Annotated in this window: 18 protein-coding genes; 10 read left to right on the top strand and 8 right to left on the bottom strand. The window is 72.4% G+C overall.

Translation table 11 applies throughout. The features are described from left to right. Positions 1-4 precede the first annotated feature (4 nt). Positions 5-1,570, bottom strand: coding sequence for a glycoside hydrolase family 57 protein (locus tag CYAGR_RS01430; protein WP_015107980.1), 1,566 nt, complete (start codon positions 1,568-1,570; stop codon positions 5-7). 97 nt (positions 1,571-1,667) lie between these two features. On the opposite strand from CYAGR_RS01430, the gene CYAGR_RS01425 reads away from it, so the two are divergent. Together CYAGR_RS01425 and CYAGR_RS01420 are read left to right on the top strand one after the other, a co-directional pair. Next, entirely contained in the window at positions 1,668-3,293 is a 1,626-nt protein-coding gene (locus CYAGR_RS01425) for a 2-isopropylmalate synthase (RefSeq protein ID WP_015107979.1), read from the top strand. Next, the gene (locus CYAGR_RS01420) at positions 3,290-4,126 is read left to right on the top strand and encodes a carbohydrate ABC transporter permease (RefSeq protein ID WP_015107978.1); all 837 of its coding nucleotides are present in this window, start codon (positions 3,290-3,292) and stop codon (positions 4,124-4,126) included. The genes CYAGR_RS01425 and CYAGR_RS01420 overlap by 4 nt, the downstream gene beginning before the upstream one ends. A 16-nt stretch (positions 4,127-4,142) precedes the next feature. Here CYAGR_RS01420 and CYAGR_RS16275 read toward each other — a convergent pair whose 3' ends face one another. Both CYAGR_RS16275 and CYAGR_RS01410 read right to left on the bottom strand, forming a co-directional pair. Next, positions 4,143-4,673, bottom strand: coding sequence for a hypothetical protein (locus CYAGR_RS16275; protein WP_015107977.1), 531 nt, complete (start codon positions 4,671-4,673; stop codon positions 4,143-4,145). A 23-nt stretch (positions 4,674-4,696) separates the two neighbouring features. Further along, positions 4,697-6,226, bottom strand: coding sequence for a peptide ligase PGM1-related protein (locus CYAGR_RS01410; RefSeq protein WP_015107976.1), 1,530 nt, complete (start codon positions 6,224-6,226; stop codon positions 4,697-4,699). Positions 6,227-6,277: 51 nt separating this feature from the next. Here CYAGR_RS01410 and CYAGR_RS01405 point away from each other — a divergent pair, with 51 nt between their 5' ends. From CYAGR_RS01405 to CYAGR_RS01395, 3 genes are read left to right on the top strand one after another with little or no spacing between them, the layout of a single operon-like run. Next, positions 6,278-6,553, top strand: coding sequence for a SemiSWEET family sugar transporter (locus CYAGR_RS01405; protein ID WP_015107975.1), 276 nt, complete (start codon positions 6,278-6,280; stop codon positions 6,551-6,553). Between the two features lie 13 nt (positions 6,554-6,566). Further along, positions 6,567-6,938, top strand: coding sequence for a FluC/FEX family fluoride channel (locus tag CYAGR_RS01400; RefSeq protein ID WP_015107974.1), 372 nt, complete (start codon positions 6,567-6,569; stop codon positions 6,936-6,938). A 9-nt stretch (positions 6,939-6,947) separates the two neighbouring features. After that, a complete protein-coding gene (locus tag CYAGR_RS01395) occupies positions 6,948-7,382 on the top strand; it encodes a FluC/FEX family fluoride channel (RefSeq protein ID WP_015107973.1) in 435 nt (144 codons plus the stop codon). On the opposite strand, the gene CYAGR_RS01390 is transcribed toward CYAGR_RS01395, so the two are convergent. Further along, positions 7,372-9,462, bottom strand: a complete 2,091-nt coding sequence (locus CYAGR_RS01390; RefSeq protein WP_015107972.1) for an HDIG domain-containing metalloprotein — start codon at positions 9,460-9,462, stop codon at positions 7,372-7,374. The two genes, CYAGR_RS01395 and CYAGR_RS01390, sit on opposite strands and share 11 nt — an antisense overlap. An 80-nt stretch (positions 9,463-9,542) precedes the next feature. Between CYAGR_RS01390 and folD the strand changes: the two genes are divergently transcribed. Continuing rightward, a complete protein-coding gene (gene folD / locus CYAGR_RS01385) occupies positions 9,543-10,424 on the top strand; it encodes a bifunctional methylenetetrahydrofolate dehydrogenase/methenyltetrahydrofolate cyclohydrolase FolD (protein ID WP_015107971.1) in 882 nt (293 codons plus the stop codon). 31 nt (positions 10,425-10,455) lie between these two features. Here folD and CYAGR_RS01380 read toward each other — a convergent pair whose 3' ends face one another. Further along, a complete protein-coding gene (locus CYAGR_RS01380) occupies positions 10,456-10,638 on the bottom strand; it encodes a hypothetical protein (RefSeq protein ID WP_043325301.1) in 183 nt (60 codons plus the stop codon). Between the two features lie 161 nt (positions 10,639-10,799). On the opposite strand from CYAGR_RS01380, the gene crtE reads away from it, so the two are divergent. From crtE to CYAGR_RS01360, 4 genes are read left to right on the top strand one after another with little or no spacing between them, the layout of a single operon-like run. Further along, complete coding sequence (gene crtE / locus CYAGR_RS01375) at positions 10,800-11,702, top strand: geranylgeranyl diphosphate synthase CrtE (protein WP_015107969.1); 903 nt, start codon at positions 10,800-10,802, stop codon at positions 11,700-11,702. Then, positions 11,699-12,244 carry a divergent PAP2 family protein gene (locus CYAGR_RS01370; protein WP_015107968.1) on the top strand — a complete coding sequence of 182 codons (546 nt, stop codon included), beginning with the start codon at positions 11,699-11,701 and terminating at the stop codon, positions 12,242-12,244. The genes crtE and CYAGR_RS01370 overlap by 4 nt, the downstream gene beginning before the upstream one ends. Next, the gene (locus tag CYAGR_RS01365) at positions 12,241-13,701 is read left to right on the top strand and encodes an AAA family ATPase (RefSeq protein WP_015107967.1); all 1,461 of its coding nucleotides are present in this window, start codon (positions 12,241-12,243) and stop codon (positions 13,699-13,701) included. The genes CYAGR_RS01370 and CYAGR_RS01365 overlap by 4 nt, the downstream gene beginning before the upstream one ends. A gap of 54 nt (positions 13,702-13,755) precedes the next feature. Continuing rightward, positions 13,756-14,121: a hypothetical protein gene (locus CYAGR_RS01360; RefSeq protein ID WP_216593360.1), complete on the top strand. Its 366-nt coding sequence runs from the start codon at positions 13,756-13,758 to the stop codon at positions 14,119-14,121. A 3-nt stretch (positions 14,122-14,124) separates the two neighbouring features. Here the strand turns inward: CYAGR_RS01360 and CYAGR_RS01355 are convergent, their stop codons facing one another. From CYAGR_RS01355 to CYAGR_RS01345, 3 genes are all read right to left on the bottom strand, one after another. After that, positions 14,125-14,811, bottom strand: coding sequence for a GAP family protein (locus CYAGR_RS01355; protein ID WP_015107965.1), 687 nt, complete (start codon positions 14,809-14,811; stop codon positions 14,125-14,127). Positions 14,812-14,875: 64 nt separating this feature from the next. Beyond that, complete coding sequence (locus CYAGR_RS01350) at positions 14,876-15,160, bottom strand: acylphosphatase (protein ID WP_015107964.1); 285 nt, start codon at positions 15,158-15,160, stop codon at positions 14,876-14,878. Further along, the gene (locus tag CYAGR_RS01345) at positions 15,157-16,644 is read right to left on the bottom strand and encodes a cobyrinic acid a,c-diamide synthase CobB (protein WP_015107963.1); all 1,488 of its coding nucleotides are present in this window, start codon (positions 16,642-16,644) and stop codon (positions 15,157-15,159) included. Before CYAGR_RS01345 ends, CYAGR_RS01350 begins: the two co-directional genes overlap by 4 nt. Positions 16,645-16,662 lie beyond the last annotated feature (18 nt).

Genomic DNA, 16,662 nt, shown 5'->3' with positions numbered 1-16,662 from the left:
TGCGTCAGCCCCGACTCGCCCAGTCGGCAGCGTTGAGCTGGGGGAACAGCCCGTCCTCCCGCTCCACCCCCACCAGCCACTCCCGGGGCAGGTCGGTGCCGTGCTCGAGGGCATCGATCAGCCGCCAGAAGCGGTCGAGGTGGCGGCGGATCCTCTCCCGCGCCAGCCCGGTGGTGGTGCCGGCCCGCAGGATGAAGCTCCAGTCGGAGCTCTGGGCCAGCAGCAGTTCGCGGCCCGCCTGGGTGAGCAGGGACCGCTGGGAGGTGCTGCCCACGCCCCGGTTCACCCGCTGCACCATGGCGCGGGAGGCGCGCTGCCACTCCGCCACCACCCAGGCGTTGGTGTCGTTCAGCCAGTAATCGTGGTAGCCCCCCTGGCCCCAGCTGGAGGGGGCCGGCCGGCAGACCTGAAGGGACCGCCCCTCGCTGAGCACATCGCGCAGGTGGGTGAAGCGCACGTCCAGGGCCGAACCCTGGCGGAAGAGTTCGGCCAGGAACCGGGGGCCCTCGAACCACCAGTGGCCGAACAGCTCCGCATCGAAGGGGGCCACCAGCAGCGGCGGCGGCTCGATCGTCGCGGCCAGCTGCTCCATCTGGCCAGCGCGGCCCCGCAGGAAGGCTTCGGCGTGCTCCGTCACCCGCTCCGCCGCCCGCGCCGGGTCGTAGGGCTGCTTCAGTTCGAGGGGGCAGCCCTGGGCGGTGACACGGTGCAGCTTGAGTCCGAGGGGGCGGCGATCGTGGATGCCCTGGGCCTCCAGGTCCGCTTCCGGCAGGTCCCAGCCCAGGTCGCGGTGGAACTCCCGGTAGGCGCCGTCACCCGGATAGCCCTGGCTGGCGCTCCACACCGGCAGGGTGGACTCACTGTCGCGGGCGAAGAAGGCCACCCCCGCCGGGGAGCAGATCGGGGCGTAGACCCCGTAGCGCGGACGCGGCAGACCATGGAGCAGGCCGTGGCCGTCGAGCAGGGAATAGCGCAGGCCGCACTCGGCCAGGAGCCGGTCGAGATCCTCGTAGTAGGCGCACTCCGGCAGCCAGATGCCCAGGGGCCGCTGGCCGAGCAGGCGCTGGTGCTCCCTTACGGCGGTCAGCAGCTGGGCCCGCACCGCCTCCGGCGAATCCCGCAGCAGGGGCAGGTAGCCGTGGGTGGCCCCGCAGGTGATCAGATCCAGGACCCCCTGCTCCTGCAGCCGCTGGAAGCGGGGCAGGAGATCCCCCTCCATCTCCCGCCACTGGGCCTCGATGGCCGAGAGGGTGCGCTGCAGCTCACGGGCCGGAACCGCCAGGTCGGGATCGGCCCCGTCGAGCAGGGTGCGGCGCAGGACCAGCCAGGCCGGGAAGCGGCCGTTGAGGGCCCGGTCGCTCAGCAGCGACAGCAGGGTGGGGGAAAGGCCGAGGGTGAGCCGGGGCCGCTGCTCCGGATCGGCGGCCGCCCGCTCCAGCACCTCCAGCAGCGGCAGATAGCATTCCTGGAGGGCCTGGAAGTACCAGTCCTCCTCCAGCGAACCGGGCTCGCCGGAGCGCACGTAGGGGAGGTGGGCATGCAACACCAGGGCCAGATCGCCTGCGGCCATGGGGAAACCTCTGTGGCGCCACTGTACGTTCCGCTCCAGGAGCAGGGCCGGCCGGCCCCTAGAGTGGGTCTAACTCATAGCTGTTCCGCTTAACCCCATGGCCCGCGATCCCGGCCGGGTATTGATTTTCGATACCACCCTCCGCGACGGGGAGCAGTCCCCTGGCGCCAGCCTCAACCTCGAGGAGAAGCTCGCGATCGCCCAGCAGCTGGCCCGCCTGGGGGTCGACATCATCGAGGCCGGCTTCCCCTTTGCCAGCAGCGGCGATTTTCACGCCGTTCAAAAGATCGCCGCCAGCGTGGGGACCCCGGATGGGCCGGTGATCTGCGGCCTGGCCCGGGCCGCCAGCGGCGACATCAAGGCCTGCGCCGAGGCCGTGGCCCCTGCCGCCCGCCGGCGCATCCACACCTTCATCGCCACCAGCGACATCCATCTGGAGCACAAGCTCCGCAAGAGCCGCGCCGAGGTGCTCGCCATCACCGCGGAGATGGTGGCCTACGCCCGCTCCCTCGTCGATGACGTGGAGTTCTCCTGTGAGGACGCCGGCCGCAGCGACCCTGCGTTCATGCATCAGGTGATCGAGGCGGCGATCAACGCCGGCGCCACCACCATCAACATTCCTGACACCGTGGGCTACACCACCCCGGCTGAATTCGGCGCCATAATCGCCGGCATCAACCGTTCGGTGCCCAACATCGACCAGGCGGTGATCTCAGTGCATGGGCACAACGATCTCGGCCTGGCCGTCGCCAACTTCCTCGAAGCGGTCAAGAACGGCGCCCGCCAGCTGGAGTGCACCATCAACGGCATCGGCGAACGGGCCGGAAACGCCTCCCTCGAGGAGCTGGTGATGGCGCTGCACGTGCGCCGCAGCTACTTCAACCCCTTCCTGGGCCGGCCGGCCGAGAAGCGCGACCCCCTCACCAACGTGCGCACCGAGGAGATCACCAAGACCTCCCGGCTGGTCTCCAACCTCACCGGCATGGCGGTGCAGCCCAACAAGGCGATCGTGGGCGCCAATGCCTTCGCCCATGAATCCGGCATCCACCAGGACGGGGTGCTCAAGAACCGGCTCACCTACGAGATCATCGACGCCCGTACCGTCGGCCTGGCCGACAACCGCCTCTCCCTCGGCAAGCTCTCCGGCCGCAGCGCCTTCCGGGCCCGGCTCGAGGAGCTCGGCTACACCCTCGAGCGCAACGACCTCGACGACGCCTTTGCCCGCTTCAAGGAGCTGGCCGACCGCAAGCGGGAGATCACCGATCGGGATCTGGAGGCGATCGTCAGCGAGCAGGTGCAGCAGCAGGACCAGCCCCGCTACGCCCTGCAGTCGGTGCAGGTGAGCTGCGGCACCAACCTGCAGCCCACCGCCACTGTCACCCTGCGGGACGGGGACGGCATCGACCTCACCGAGGCGGCGATCGGCACCGGCCCGGTGGATGCGGTCTGCCAGGCCCTCAACCACCTGGCCCAGGTGCCGAACGAGCTGGTGGAGTTCAGCATCAAGTCCGTCACCGAGGGCATCGACGCCATGGGCGAGGTGACCATCCGCCTGCGCCACCAGGGGGTGCTCTATTCGGGCCATGCGGCCGACACCGACATCGTCGTGGCGGCGGCCCATGCCTTCGTGAACGCCCTCAACCGGCTGGTCTCCGGCGGCCAGCGTGCCCCGCTCCATCCCCAGAAGACCCCCCTTCCGGTGGCGGAACTGCCGCGTCTGTGAACGCCCCCAACCGCTCCCCGCTGGCGACCGGGCTGCAGCTCGCCCTGCTGCTGCTGGTGGCGGTGCTGATGCTGCTGCCCCTGCTCTGGCTGGTCAGCACCTCCCTGAAGGGGCCGGCGGAAGACATCTTCACCAGCCCTCCGGCCCTGCTGCCCAGCCAGCCGAGCCTGGAGGCCTACGGCCGCCTGTTCGCCGCCAACCCGATGGGCACCTACCTGCTCAACAGCACGATCGTCAGCGCCCTGGCGGTGCTGGCCAACCTGCTGTTCTGCTCCCTGGCGGCCTACCCCCTGGCGCGGATGCGCTTCCGGGGCCGCGGACTGGTGCTGGCCCTGGTGGTGGCCACGATCCTGATCCCCTTCCAGGTGGTGATGATCCCCCTTTATCTGCTGATGGTGCAGGTCGGGCTGCGCAACACCCTCTGGGCCCTGATCGTGCCCCAGGCGGCCACGGCCTTCGGCATCTTCCTGCTGCGCCAGAGCTTCCTGGCGGTGCCGGTGGAGCTGGAGGAGGCGGCCCGGATCGATGGCTGCACGCCCATCGGCGAATGGTGGAACGTGATGCTGCCCGCGGCCCGGGCCGACCTGATCACCCTGGCGATGTTCGTGTTCATCGGCACCTGGAGTGACTTCCTCTGGCCGCTGATCATTCTCGACGACCCCACCCTCTACACCCTGCCCCTGGGCCTGCAGCAGCTGGCCAGCAGCTTCTCCCTCGATTGGCGCCTGGTGGCGGCCGGCTCGGTGGTCTCGATCCTGCCGGTGCTGCTGCTGTTCGTGCTGCTGCAGCGCACCATCCTGCCCAGCGCCAGCGGCGACGCCGTCAAAGGCTGAGGCCCCCCAAGGGGGCTCAGGGGCTGCCCACGGGCGGCGGACGCAGCACGCCGCCGCCGTCGCCACGGTCGGCCGGGGCCTGGCCGGGGCGGCCGCCGGACCCCGCCGAAGGCATCGGTGCGGCGGGAAAGGGGTCCGGATCCCGCTGCGGGCGCCGCACCGCCCGCCCCTGCAGGTCGGCCAGGGCGGAACGCCACTGGTCCTGCTGCTGCTCGAGGGCCTCCAGCCGCTGGGCCCCGGCTTCCAGGGTCTGGAGGCGGCCCACCATCGCCCGCTGCTGCTCCTCCAGCACGGAGGTGCGATCGAGGGCGCGGCTGTTCTCCAGTCCCTGCAGGCGCTGCTCCAGCCGCATCAGGAGCTGGCTCTGCTCCCGCGTCTTCGCCAGGATCACGACGAACAGCACGGCCAGCGTGGTGCTCAGGCCGATCTGCAGCCAGCTGGTCCACAGCGGAGGGCCTGGGACCGGGGGCGTGGGCGGGGGGGAACGCCGGGAGCCATCGTCTTCGCGGTCGGTGATCGAGACCATGCGCCCCCTGTCCTGCCCCATCCTGCCCTGAGCGGCCCGGAGCGTCAGCCACCGGCCGCCGGAGGCACGGCCCCGCGGCGGGCGCAGGCCCCCGCCAGCAGCTCCGCCACCGTGGAGCGGTAGACGGCGGAGGCCTGCTCCGGATCGCGGCCGATGCAGGTCATGCCCAGCTTGCCGAACTCCGAGAGGCAGCCCAGCAGGTGAAAGACGCTGCCCTGCAGGCGGGCCGGATCGTAGTGGAGGCCGGCCTCGGCGACGATGTCGATCAGGTCGAGGGGCATCAGGCCCCGCAGGCGGGGGTCGCTGAGGTTGTCGGTGGCGCGGTAATGGAGCGGCTGGCCGGTGGGGGAGAGGAAGCGGCCGGTGGCGGGGTCGAGGCTGCCGGCGGTGATCGCCCGCAAGGCCATGAACGGATGGGTGGTGCCCCCCTGGCGCAGGTTGACCTCGATGGCCTGCAGGTCCCAGCGCTCGCCGAAGCGGCGGGCGATGAAATCGACCCCGAAGCGCTCCAGGGCACCCTCGGCGGCAAGGGCCCGGCCCACGGCCAGGCCGTGCTCCATCAGCGCCACCCGGTAAGGCTCGGCGGCGGGGAAGCAGCAGCCCAGGTAGGTCTGGCCGCCGGCACCACCGAGGATCTGCTCGTGGGTGGAGAGCACCTCCACCATCCCGCCCGGGTGAATCGTGCCCTGCACGCTCGGGGAGCGCAGGTCGTCGCCGCCCTCCAGCCAGGCCTCGGCCAGGGCCCCCTGGCTGCCCAGCAGCTCCGTCCAGCCGGCCGCCGGCATCGGCAGGTCCTTGAGGGCCCGCCGGATCCGCCCGACCCGTTCCCGCCTGGCCAGCCCGGCCAGCGCCAGGGGGGTGAGGTTGAGGCGGGCATTGCCCTCACCGCTGAAGCCCTCGTTCAGCTTGATCACACAGCCGCCCACCCCGGGGTCGCTCTCCCACAGGTCGGCCACCGCCTCCGCCAGGTCTTCGAGACCGTGGGCCAGTCCGGTGCCGGGAGGGTGGGGCACGCCGCAGCGGGCGAACAGCTCCCGGCTGCCCGCCTTGGTGCCCCAGTAGCCAAGGGCCGGGTCCGTGCCCAGCAGGGGCACCTGCAGGCGCTCGGAGAGGGTCTTCTCCAGCTCGGTGACGACGTAGCAGATGATGAAGCTCCGGCCCGGGCGCAGCCGCTCCCGGATCCGGCCGAGCAGGGCCGGCCGCTCCAGCAGCTTCTGGGTCAGGGGCCGGGCGGAGCCGTCGTCGGTGTCGAACAGGTGCAGCCGGCGGCGGGCATGGGAGGTGGGGACCCCCGGCATCAGCTCCAGCACCGCATCCACCACCAGCTCGGGCAGCAGCTTGCTGGTCACATAGACCACCTGCACGCCCGGGTTGCGCAGCCGCATCAGGGAGAACAGCTGGCGCTCCTCGTAGTGGTGGGCCCCTGTCACCAGGGCCAGCTGGGAGGGATCCATGGTGAGTGAGGGCACCATCAGCAGATCGAAATCCGCGCCCGCCCCGCCGCCGGCGTCGCCATGCTCCCGGCCCCACGGGGCCTGCAGTCCCTGCTGCAGTTCGCGGAAGCTCAGGGCCATGGCCGGATGGGCGGAATGTGGTCATGCTGACCACCACAGCGACCAGCGCCAATGGAGTCGTTCACGGTGAGTGCCCTCGGGTACGGAGCCGCCTCCCTCACCACCTTGAGCCTGTTCCCCCAGGCGCTGAAGACCGTGCGCAGCGGCGACACCAGCGCCATCTCGCTGCGGATGTATGGCCTGTTCACGCTGGGGGTGCTGGCCTGGGCGGTCTACGGCCTGCTGCGGGCCGACGGGCCGGTGATCGCCGCCAACCTGATCACGCTGGTGCCGGCGTCGGTGGTGCTGGAACGCAAGCTGCGGGCCCTGCTGGAGGGGAGGCGCTGAGGTGGCCGGTCCGATGGACAACGACGCCCTGTTCGTCGCGATCGGCGCGGTGCCGGGGGCCTGGCTGCGCTTCCGGGTGGTCAACCACTTCGAGCCGATGCTGCCCCGCAAGCACTGGGGCACCTTCGGCGTGAACCTGATCGCCTGCTTCGCCATCGGCCTGCTGGTGAGCCTGGAGGCCAGCTGCGGCGGGGCAGCCGGTCGCACCCTGCTGCTGCTGGGCACGGGCTTCCTGGGCAGCTTCAGCACCTTCTCCACCTGGATCGCCGAACTGCACGAGACCCTCCACCGCCAGCAGCGCCGCGAGGCCGTCCTGCTCTGCGGCGGCTCGGTGCTGGGGGGCCTGCTGGCCGCGGGTGCCGGCCTGGCCATCGGCGGCAGCTAGGGAGGAACCATGGCGCCATCCCCGAGCGAAAGCCCCCCCAGCCTGCGCCGAGAGGCCCGGGACCTGCTGCTGGTGGCGGCGGGCGCGGTGCCCGGTGCCCTGCTGCGCTGGCGCCTGGAGGACCTGGGCAAGGGCTGGGAGGGTCTTCCCAACGGGCTGATCGAGGCCGACCTGGTGGCCAACCTGATCGGCACCTTCCTGATCGGTGTGATCGCCGCCCAGCGTCCCCCCCGGCCCCGGCTGCTGCTGCTCGGCGCCATCGGCTTCTGCGGCTCGCTCACCACCTTCAGCAGCTGGATGCTGGAGATCAGCCTGGCGCTGCGGCGCGGACGCGCCGATGAAGCGCTCGCTGTGGTGCTGGTCAGCCTGCTGGGGGGCCTGGCGGTCGTGACGCTGGGGCTGGTGGTGGGCCGGTCGCTGGGGCGCTTGCGACTCAGGCGCTGAAGGCCTTGCGAGGGGGGATGGGGTAGGGAATGCGCCGGTGGCGCATGCGCTTCCAGACCCGCACGAAGGCGCGGATCACCAGCTCCAGCTCCGCCCGGGAGATGCCGCTGCCGTCGAGCTGGCCGTCGTTCTGGCGGGCCTCCACCAGCCGCCGGACCATGGCCCGGGCCTCGGCTTCGGTGGTGCCCGGCGGCAGAGAGCGCAGGGCCGCCTCGCAGCCGTCGGCCAGCATCAGGATCGCCGTCTCCCGGCTGCGGGGCGCCGGACCGCGGTAGCGGAACTGCTCCTCCCGCACCGAAGGGTCCCGCTCCTTGGCCTGGTGGAGGAAGTAGCCCATCTTCAGCCGGCCCTGGTGCTCGGGGATGAAATCGGCCAGGGGGCGGGGCAGCCGGTAGCGGCGGGCCAGCTTGAGCCCTTCGTCGACATGGGCCTGGAGAATGGCGGCACTGGCGAAGGGATCGTCCAGTTCATCGTGGGGATTGGCCCCCTGCTCCTGGTTCTCGATGAACCACTGGGGGCCATGCAGCTTGCCGACGTCGTGGTACAGGGCGCCGGTTCGGATCAGGTCCACATCGGCCTGGATGGCGCGGGCCCCCTCCTCGGCCAGGCCGCAGATCATCAGGGTGTGCTCGAAGGTGCCCGGGGCCTCCATCGAGAGGCGCCGCAGCAGCGGCCGCTCCAGATCGGCCAGCTCCATCAGCCGGGCCCGGGTGAGCAGGCCGAAGAAGCTCTCCACCAGCGGTGCCAGCAGCAGTCCCGCCATCAGCAGTCCCGCCACCAGCAGGGCCTCCTGCAGCAGATCCGTGCCGCTGAACGGCCCCGCGGAGGCCTCGAAGCTGTGCAGATGGAACAGGTGGATCAGCAGCCACTGCAGCAGAACCGCGCCAACGGGCAGGAGCAGGGCCAGCTGCAGCAGCTGGGCCCGGTTGCGCTGCCGCCCCGCCAGCACCGCCGCAACGGCGGCCACCACCGCCGCCACCCCCAGCTGGGGCACCAGCAGGCCCTCGACGGGGACCGGCCAGAGCATGGCGGCCACGGCCAGCCAGGCCAGGCCGGCGGCCGTGCCCAGCCCCTGGGAGAGCAGCAGGGTGGGGGGAACCAGCAGGGCCAGGGGGCTGACCTGACTGCCGAGCCAGAGTTTGCACCCCTGCACCAGCACCAGCATCGCCAGGGTCAGCAGGGCCTGGCGCGGCTCGAGGCTGGCGCGCCAGCGGCGCATCACCAGCAGCATCACCCCGCAGGCGGCGAGGGCCTCACTGAAGCGGCCCAGCCAGGCCACGGGCCGGGGGCGATGGTTGACCAGATCGAAGTGCTCGAGCACATCGAAGGCCTGGGGGCTGATCGGCTCCCCCTGCCGGGTGATCAGGTCGTTCTTGCGCACCCGGATCGTGGGCAGCCCCTGGCGGGTGAGCAGGTCCTCGATGCGGCGCTGGCTGAGAAAGCTGTCGCTGCGGAGGTTGGTGCGGCCCTGCAGGCTGGCGGCCAGCAGGCGGCTGCCCAGGCTGCGGGCGGGGGGCGAGAGGTCCTGCAGCTGGAGCTCCGCGGCTGTGAGCAGCTGGCCCTCGGAGAGGCTGGCGACGACGCCCTGGCTGAGCATCCGCTGCTGGGCCCGTCGCAGGGAGACCTTCCAGCGCATCAGCTCAGGGGGAGTCAGCCCCATCAGCCAGCGGCGCTCCTGTTCGGTGAGATTGAGGGAATCGGGCCGGGGCTGGTCGTCGGCAACCGTCTGGCGCACCCGCTGCAGCCGCAGCTCCAGCTGCTGCACCAGGGCTTCACTGGCCTGGGGGTCGACCACCTGGATCTGGCTGCGGGGCAGCATCTGGCTGCGGCGCTGCTCCAGGTCGGTGCTGTCGATCACCGTCGCGTCGGTGGGGGCGCGGGCCGTGAAGGGCGCCGGCATGCCGGGACGCAGGTTCGGCTCCACCAGCCAGGGCCAGCTGGAGAGCAGGGCCACCAGAAGGCAGAGCAGCAGCACCGGCAGGCCGCCCCCGGGGCGCCAGGCCACCAGGGCCTGGCGGGGACGCTCGAGCCGCAGCAAGTGGCGCCACAAACCCCTGATCCGCCGCAGCCCGAATCTCATCGGTCCAGGCTAGCCAACGGATGCGGCTCCCTTTCCGGGTGGTGTCGGTGCATGCTGGGGACCGGCAGCGCTTCCCCCCGATGGCCACCCTTCTCGATGGCAGGCGACTGGCGGCGGCGATCGAGGAACGGCTGAACGCCGTGATCGCCGATGGGCTGGCTGTGGCGGGACGGCCCCCCGGTCTGGCCGTACTGCGGGTGGGGGACGACCCCGCCAGCGGCGTCTACGTGGCCAACAAGGAGAAGGCCTGTCGCCGTGTCGGCATCCGCAGCCACGGGGACCATCTGGCGGCGGACACCCCGGCCGGGGAGGTGCTGGCCCTGATCGGGCGCCTCAATGCCGACCCGACGGTCGACGGCATCCTGCTGCAGCTGCCCCTGCCGCAGGGCCTCGATGAGGGGCCGCTGCTGGCGGCGATCGACCCGGACAAGGACGCCGATGGTCTGCACACCCTCAACCTGGGGCGCCTCCTCAAGGGGGAGCGGGGGCCGCGCAGCTGCACACCGGCCGGGGTGATGGCCCTGCTCAGGACTGCCGCCGTGCCGATTGCCGGCGCCCGGGCCGTGGTGGTCGGCCGCAGCATCCTGGTGGGCAAGCCGATGGCCCTGATGCTCCAGGCCGCCGATGCCACCGTCACCATGGCCCATTCGCGCACCCATCATCTGGCCGAGGTGACCCAGGAGGCCGAGATCCTGGTGGTGGCGGCCGGCCGCCCCCAGCTGATCGGCGCCCAGCACGTCCGACAGGGAGCGGTGGTGGTGGACGTGGGCATCCACCGGCTGGAGGGCCGGCTCTGCGGTGATGTGAACTACGAAACGGTCGAGCCGCTGGCGGCGGCGATCACGCCGGTGCCCGGTGGGGTGGGGCCGATGACGGTGGCGATGCTGCTGGTCAACACCGTGCTGGCCTGGTGCGAGCGCCACGGGCTGGACACGTCGGAGCTGGCTGATCTGCGGCACTGAGAACAAGCCACGTCCCAGGCTGGCTCAGGGGCTAGGGCCGCGACGCCATGGTGCGGGTCGCATCGTGGGGCTCGCCGTTGCCCACCAGCAGGGGGACACCCAGGCCGATCCGGACCAGACCCGACGCCAGCAGCAGACCGGCCAGCAGCAGGCCACTCAGGCTGCCGCAGATCAGGGGTACCAGGTCCGGCTCGCTGTCCAGAGGGGCCTGCATCGCGCGCAGAAGCGCCACTGCGCTCAGAATGGCGCTAATGCCGTTTCCGGGCCGCACACCTTCACCGGGCTTCACGTGGGGACTTCGAAGCGTGTCGAATCATCAAGGCGGCGGCGCCCGGCTCGCAGCCTGAGAGAATCCGCGCGAAGACTCAGGACCCCATGGCCCCGGCGGTGAGCACGGCTTTCGACTTCACCGCCTATCTGGAGGCGGCCCGCTGGCGGGTGGAGGCCGCCCTGGAGAGTGCCCTCGGTCCCGAGCGGCCCGAGTCGCTGCGGGAGGCGATGCGCTACTCCCTGCTGGCGGGCGGCAAACGCCTGCGGCCGATCCTCACCCTGGCGGCCTGCGAGCTGGCGGGCGGCGACGCCGACCTGGCCATGCCCACGGCGGTGGCGATGGAGATGATCCACACCATGTCGCTCATCCATGACGACCTGCCCGCCATGGACAACGACGACCTGCGCCGCGGCCGGCCCACCAACCACAAGGTGTACGGCGAGGCCAAGGCCATCCTGGCCGGCGACGCCCTGCTGACCCGCGCCTTCGAGATGGTGGCCCTGCGCAGCCCGGGGGTTCCCGCCGAACGGCTGCTCCAGGTGGTGGGCGAGCTGTCCCTGGCCTCCGGCGCCCCCGGCCTGGTGGGCGGCCAGGTGGTGGACCTGGAGTGCGAGGCCCGCCAGGTGGACCTCGACACCCTCGAATACATCCATCTCCACAAGACCGGCGCCCTGCTGCGGGCCTGCGTGATCTCGGGCGCCCTGATCGCCGGGGCCTCCGAGGAGCTGCTGACGGCCCTGCGCACCTACGCCCGCGGCATCGGCCTGGCCTTCCAGATCATCGACGACATCCTCGATGTCACCGCCAGCAGCGATGTGCTGGGCAAGACGGCGGGCAAGGACCTGGCCGCCGACAAGACCACCTACCCCAAGCTGCTGGGCCTGGAGGAGTCGCGCCGGCGCGCCGATGCCCTGGTGGGCGAAGCCAAGGCGGTGCTGGAGCCGTGGAGCGCCAAGGCCGCCCCCCTGCTGGCCCTGGCCGACTACATCACCAGTCGCGACCGATGAGCGAGACCATCGCTGCACTGGATGCCCTCGGCGAGCTGCTGGCCAACGGCGTGCTCGCCTGGGGCCTGGCCGCCTGCGGCGTGGCCCAGCTCTCCAAGCTGCTGATCGAGCTGGTGGTCCATCGCCGCTGGCGCCCGGCGGTGCTGGTCGAGACGGGCGGCATGCCGTCGAGCCATTCCTCCCTGATGACGGGCACCGCCGCGGGCCTGGGCTGGGAGCTGGGGTTCGCCGATCCCCTGTTCGCCCTGGCGGCCGTGCTCTGCTTCATCGTCCTCTACGACGCCAGCGGCGTGCGGCGGGCGGCCGGACTGACGGCCCAGCGCGTGAACGGGCTCCCCGACGGTCTCTGGGACACCCATCCCCAGGACGGGCCGTCGGAGGGCCCCCCGCTGCTGCGCCCCCTGAAGGAGAACCTCGGCCACACCCGCCCGGAGGTGCTGGTCGGCAGCCTGATCGGGCCCTTGGTGGCACTGCCGGGCCTGGCCCTGCTGGGCTCCCCCTTGCAGATCGCCCAGGGCGCCGGCTGGCTGCCGCTGGGGTGAGCGATCACGCCGGCCTGAGCGACGACCAGCAGCAGGCGGCCGCCGCCTTCGCCGCCTGGCTGGAGGCGCCGGCCGATGGGGTGCCGTTCGTGCTGGAGGGCTACGCGGGCACCGGCAAGACCTTCCTGTCGATGCGGTTCCTGGCCCAGGCGGAGCGGGCCGGCCTCTGCTGGACGGTGGTCGCCCCCACCCACAAGGCGGTGGGCGTGCTGCGCCACCACCTCGCCCTGGCGGGTCTGCACCCCACCTGGTACCCCTCCACCATCCACCGCCTGCTGCGACTCAAGCTGAAGCGCCAGGGGGACCGGGAGCGCTGCGAGGAGACCCTGCAGACCGCCCTGGCCCTGGAGAACCTGGCTCTGGTGCTGGTCGACGAGGCCTCCATGGTGGACGGCGGCCTGCTGGAGATCACCCTGCGCTGCGCCCAGGCCTACCGCACCCGGCTGGTGTTCGTGGGGGATCCGGCCCAGCTGCCGCCGGTGGGGGAGGAGCGCAGTCCGGTGTTCGCCCTGGGACGGGCCCGGCGGGTGGCCCTGACCCACGTGGTCCGCCATGGGGGGCCGGTGCTGCGCCTGGCCGGCGGCCTGCGGGAAGGGGCCCTGCCCTGCCGCCGGCCGCCGCTGCTGGATCCGGTGCGCACCGCCGAGGGCCGGGTGTCGCTGCTGGGGCGGACCGACTGGCTGGCGGCCGCCCAGGCGGGCCTGCGCCGCAGCGCCGAAGCCGACGATCCCGACCTGGCCCGGATCCTCTGCTACACGAACCGCTCCCTGGAGCGGCTGGTGCCGATCGCCCGTCGTGCCCTGCATGGCGCCATGGCCGACCAGCTGCCGGTGCTGCCCGGCGAGGTGCTCATCACCCGCACGGCCGTGATGGCGCCGGCCTGCCGGGAAGGGGACGCCGCCGCCGAGGAGCCGGACCTGCTGCTGGGCAGCAACCGGGAGCTGGTGGTGCGGGACGTGCGGCCCGACCGCTGCGATCTGGCCGAGTTCGGCGTCGATGCCTCCCTCGGCGCGGCGGTGATCGACACCCTGACCGCCACCGTGGAGGCGGGGGAGGCCCAGCTCAACCTGCGCCTGCTGCCGCCGATCGGCAGCGCAGCGCGGGCCTGCCTGGACAGGGTGCTGGAGGGGCTGCGGCTGCAGGCCCGGGAGGCGGGCCAGAAGGACGGCAAGGCCCTCTGGCGCCGCTTCTTCCTGGTCCGCGATGCCTTCGCCTCCCTCGGGCCGGCGGCCGTGCTCACCGTCCACCGCAGCCAGGGCAGCACCTTCGGCGAGGTGTTCATCGACGAAGACGTCTTCTGGCCCCGGGACCAGCCACTGCGCCAGCGGCTGGTCTACGTGGCGGTGAGCCGGGCCAGCCAGGCGGTGACCCTGATGGCGGGGGCCGCGGACGCTGGCGAGCGGGAGCGCTGGGACCGCTGGCTCCGGGACACCGGCGACGCCGCCAGCAGGGCCTGAAGCGGAGATGCACCTACCGCCCTGACCGGTTACTCTCTTAAGGATGGACTCGTGGTGGACGTCCGATTCGTGCTGGAATCCCGTCCCCCGTCCGCACCGTTCGCCATGGCGACTCCCCAGGCCGGAGCCTTCAAGTGGGTCGGCACCGCCCCGGCCCCGGATGCCAAGCCTGCCGACGCCGGAACCCACGGCGGGTCCGCCGGCACGGAGCTGCTGACTGACGTGGGCGCCCTGGGGATCACTGCGGCCCTGGTGGGCGTGGTGGTTCTGGTGCGGCGCTGGTTGACGCTGCGCTCCCGCCAGCCCCTGCCGGGCCTGCCGAAGGAGCGCGTGCTGCCCCTCTCCCGCCACGGCACCCTGCACGACCCCAAATATCTGGGCCGGATCCTGGAGGCCGAGGAGCCCCCGGCCGGCCCCTGAGCCTCACCCCGCCCGCAGTCCTTCCACCCCCTGCCAGCCCAGGTAGACGGCGAGGCCGAAGCAGAGGGCCGCCACGATCAGTTCGGCGTTGTCAAACAGCCAGAGCTTGCCCGCCTGGAGCACCGGCAGCAGCCGCTCCTGTCCCACCAGCACCAGTCCAGCCAGGGGCAGCAGCAGCAGGGTGCCGGAGAACAGGCTGAAGACCGCCGTGGTCAGCACCTCCCTGGGCCGGCTCAGCCCAGCCTCCAGCAGGCTGGCGGCGGTCCTGGCATAGAGGAACAGGTCGTCGGGGCTCGACACCTGCACGGCGGCGCTGAGGCCGAGCAGGAGCGGCAGGGGCAGGGCGCAGAAGCCATCCAGCCGGCGGGTCCAGCCGGGGGGGCCGCCCCCCTGGCGGCTGTTGAGCAGGCCGTTGAGGCCGAGGGCCAGCAGTCCGCCCGCCCCCAGCAGGTCGAGGCCGGTGCGCTGGTCGGTGCCCCGCTCCATGGTGAGCAGCAGGCCGTGGCCGACGGTCAGCAGCAGGGCGATGGCCGCCGCGGAGGTGAGAAGCCAGCCGAACACGAACCAGCTGCCCCGGCGGAGCGGGCTGGGGCCCAGCAGGATCAGCAGCAGCAGGCCGATGTGCAGCGGACTGAAGCTGATCGCCAGGCCGAATCCGAACAGTTCGCTCCAGAGGCTGGGGGTCGGCATCGCTGCGGTCCGTGACGCCCCATTGTCCGGTGCCGTGACGCTGCTGTCCGGCGGCCGCCGGTGCTCAGGGGCGGATCTCGAACCAGTCGGTGCCCGCCACGGCCACCTGGCCGCTGGTGACGCCACTCACCTGGGCACCCTGGGGACCCTTCTCGCACCAGAGGCGCAGTTCCACCAGGCGGTCCGGCAGCCCCTCGGCCTCCACCTCCACCGAACCGTCGGGACGGTTGCGCACCCAGCCGCTGAGGCCCAGGTCGATGGCCTTCTGGCGGCAACCCAGCCGGTAACCCACCCCCTGCACCAGACCGCGCACGCTCATGCGCCAGCGCTCCTGGGGCGTGGCCGTCACCCGGAGACTGGGTTGCAGGAAACGGCGTTCCTCGGCAGCGGCACGGCGCTGGCGGCGGATCTGGCCAGTCTCGAGGGAATCGCCGGGCATCCAGCCCAGTGGAGGTGCAGCCAGGTGGCGTGAACGGTCGGGGCGCTCCATCCTTCGATCCTCCCGGGTGATCCCCAGCCTTCAAGTTGCCACAGGCTCTGGGCCTCTGCCAACACGTCGCCGCCGGAGGGCTGGGGCAGCAGCTGCCAGCGGTGGAACTCATGGCCGCAGAGGGATTCACCGCGGCGCACCAGCAGCCCGTCAACCTCCGGCACCGCCTGGCGGTAGCCGAGGCTGAGGGGCCCCCGGCGGGCGCGGAAGGGGAGCAGCCCGGCCATGGGGTGGGGCAGGCCGTCCGGATCCTCCAGCTCCCGACCCAGCAGCAGCAGGCCGCCGCACTCGGCCACGATCGGCAGGCCGCCCCGGGCGGCGGCCCGCAGGGATCCGAGGCTGCGGCGGCTGGCCGCCAGGCGGGCAGCATGGAGTTCGGGGTAGCCGCCGGGCAGCAGCACCGCCCGGCAGTCCGGCGGCAGGGGATCGTCGGCCAGGGGGCTCCAGGGCACGGGGCTGAGGCCGCAGGCCTGCAGCAGCTCCTGGGCTTCCGGGTAGCGGAAATGGAAGGCGGCATCGCTGGCGATCGCCACGGGCAGGGGGGTTCCGGCCCCGCCGGCTCCATCACCCAGGGCGGACCCCGCCGCAGCCCCGGCGGCGGCCGGCTCCGGCGGGACCTCGTCGAGGCACCAGCGGATCGGATCACGCCGTTCCGGAGCCGGCGCCGGCGGCGCCAGCAGCGGCCACAGCCGCGCCAGGTCGAGGTGCTCCTCGGCCAGAGCGGCCCAGATCCGCTGGCGTTCGCCCAGATCCCCCAGCTCCCCGGGGGTGAGCAGGCCCAGGTGGCGGGAGGGCAGCTCCAGGCTGGGGTGGCTGGGCAGCACCCCCAGCAGGGGCACCTCGATGGCGGCCAGGGCCTCGGCCAGGAGGCGCCGGTGCCGTTCGCTTCCGACCCGATTCAGCACCACCCCGGCCAGGGTCACCCGGGGCGGGCCGTGGTCGCGGAAGCCGCGCACTAGGGCCGCCAGGCTGCCGGCCTGGCGCGACGCTTCCACCACCAGCACCACCGGCAGCCCCAGCAGGGCGGCCACGGCGGCGGAGCTGCCCTCACTGCCGGCCCCGCGGCCGTCGAACAGGCCCATCACCCCCTCCACCAGCACCCGTCCGGCCCGGCCGCCATGCCAGCGGTAGCTGCGCCGCACCCACTCCTCGCCGCAGAGCAGCGGATCGAGGTTGCGGCAGGGCCGGCCCGCCACCGCCCCCAGCAGCTGGGGGTCGAGGTAGTCGGGTCCCACCTTGAAGGGCTGGATGGTCTCCCCCCGCGCCCGGGCCACGGCCGCCAGGCTGAGGCTCAGCAGGGTCTTGCCGCTGCCGCTGCAGGGGGCCGCGATCAGGCAGCTCATGCGGTCGGCGGCATCGGC

It is taken from the genome of Cyanobium gracile PCC 6307 (genome assembly GCF_000316515.1).
GTDB classification, from domain to species: domain Bacteria; phylum Cyanobacteriota; class Cyanobacteriia; order PCC-6307; family Cyanobiaceae; genus Cyanobium; species Cyanobium gracile.
The sequence above is the reverse complement of the archived record's forward strand: the minus strand, read 5'-3'. Positions and strand labels throughout refer to the sequence as shown.

What these genes read in the sequence shown, in the direction of transcription:
- folD (WP_015107971.1), top strand. Translation starts at nt 9,543, where the DNA reads ATGGCCACCCTTCTCGATGGCAGGCGACTGGCGGCGGCGATCGAGGAA.
- CYAGR_RS01370 (WP_015107968.1), top strand. Translation starts at nt 11,699, where the DNA reads ATGAGCGAGACCATCGCTGCACTGGATGCCCTCGGCGAGCTGCTGGCC.
- CYAGR_RS01430 (WP_015107980.1), bottom strand. Translation starts at nt 1,570, where the DNA reads ATGGCCGCAGGCGATCTGGCCCTGGTGTTGCATGCCCACCTCCCCTAC.
- CYAGR_RS01355 (WP_015107965.1), bottom strand. Translation starts at nt 14,811, where the DNA reads ATGCCGACCCCCAGCCTCTGGAGCGAACTGTTCGGATTCGGCCTGGCG.
- CYAGR_RS01410 (WP_015107976.1), bottom strand. Translation starts at nt 6,226, where the DNA reads ATGGCCCTGAGCTTCCGCGAACTGCAGCAGGGACTGCAGGCCCCGTGG.
- crtE (WP_015107969.1), top strand. Translation starts at nt 10,800, where the DNA reads ATGGCCCCGGCGGTGAGCACGGCTTTCGACTTCACCGCCTATCTGGAG.
- CYAGR_RS01380 (WP_043325301.1), bottom strand. Translation starts at nt 10,638, where the DNA reads ATGCAGGCCCCTCTGGACAGCGAGCCGGACCTGGTACCCCTGATCTGC.
- CYAGR_RS16275 (WP_015107977.1), bottom strand. Translation starts at nt 4,673, where the DNA reads ATGGGGCAGGACAGGGGGCGCATGGTCTCGATCACCGACCGCGAAGAC.
- CYAGR_RS01390 (WP_015107972.1), bottom strand. Translation starts at nt 9,462, where the DNA reads ATGAGATTCGGGCTGCGGCGGATCAGGGGTTTGTGGCGCCACTTGCTG.
- CYAGR_RS01405 (WP_015107975.1), top strand. Translation starts at nt 6,278, where the DNA reads ATGGAGTCGTTCACGGTGAGTGCCCTCGGGTACGGAGCCGCCTCCCTC.
- CYAGR_RS01425 (WP_015107979.1), top strand. Translation starts at nt 1,668, where the DNA reads ATGGCCCGCGATCCCGGCCGGGTATTGATTTTCGATACCACCCTCCGC.
- CYAGR_RS01400 (WP_015107974.1), top strand. Translation starts at nt 6,567, where the DNA reads ATGGACAACGACGCCCTGTTCGTCGCGATCGGCGCGGTGCCGGGGGCC.
- CYAGR_RS01395 (WP_015107973.1), top strand. Translation starts at nt 6,948, where the DNA reads ATGGCGCCATCCCCGAGCGAAAGCCCCCCCAGCCTGCGCCGAGAGGCC.
- CYAGR_RS01345 (WP_015107963.1), bottom strand. Translation starts at nt 16,644, where the DNA reads ATGAGCTGCCTGATCGCGGCCCCCTGCAGCGGCAGCGGCAAGACCCTG.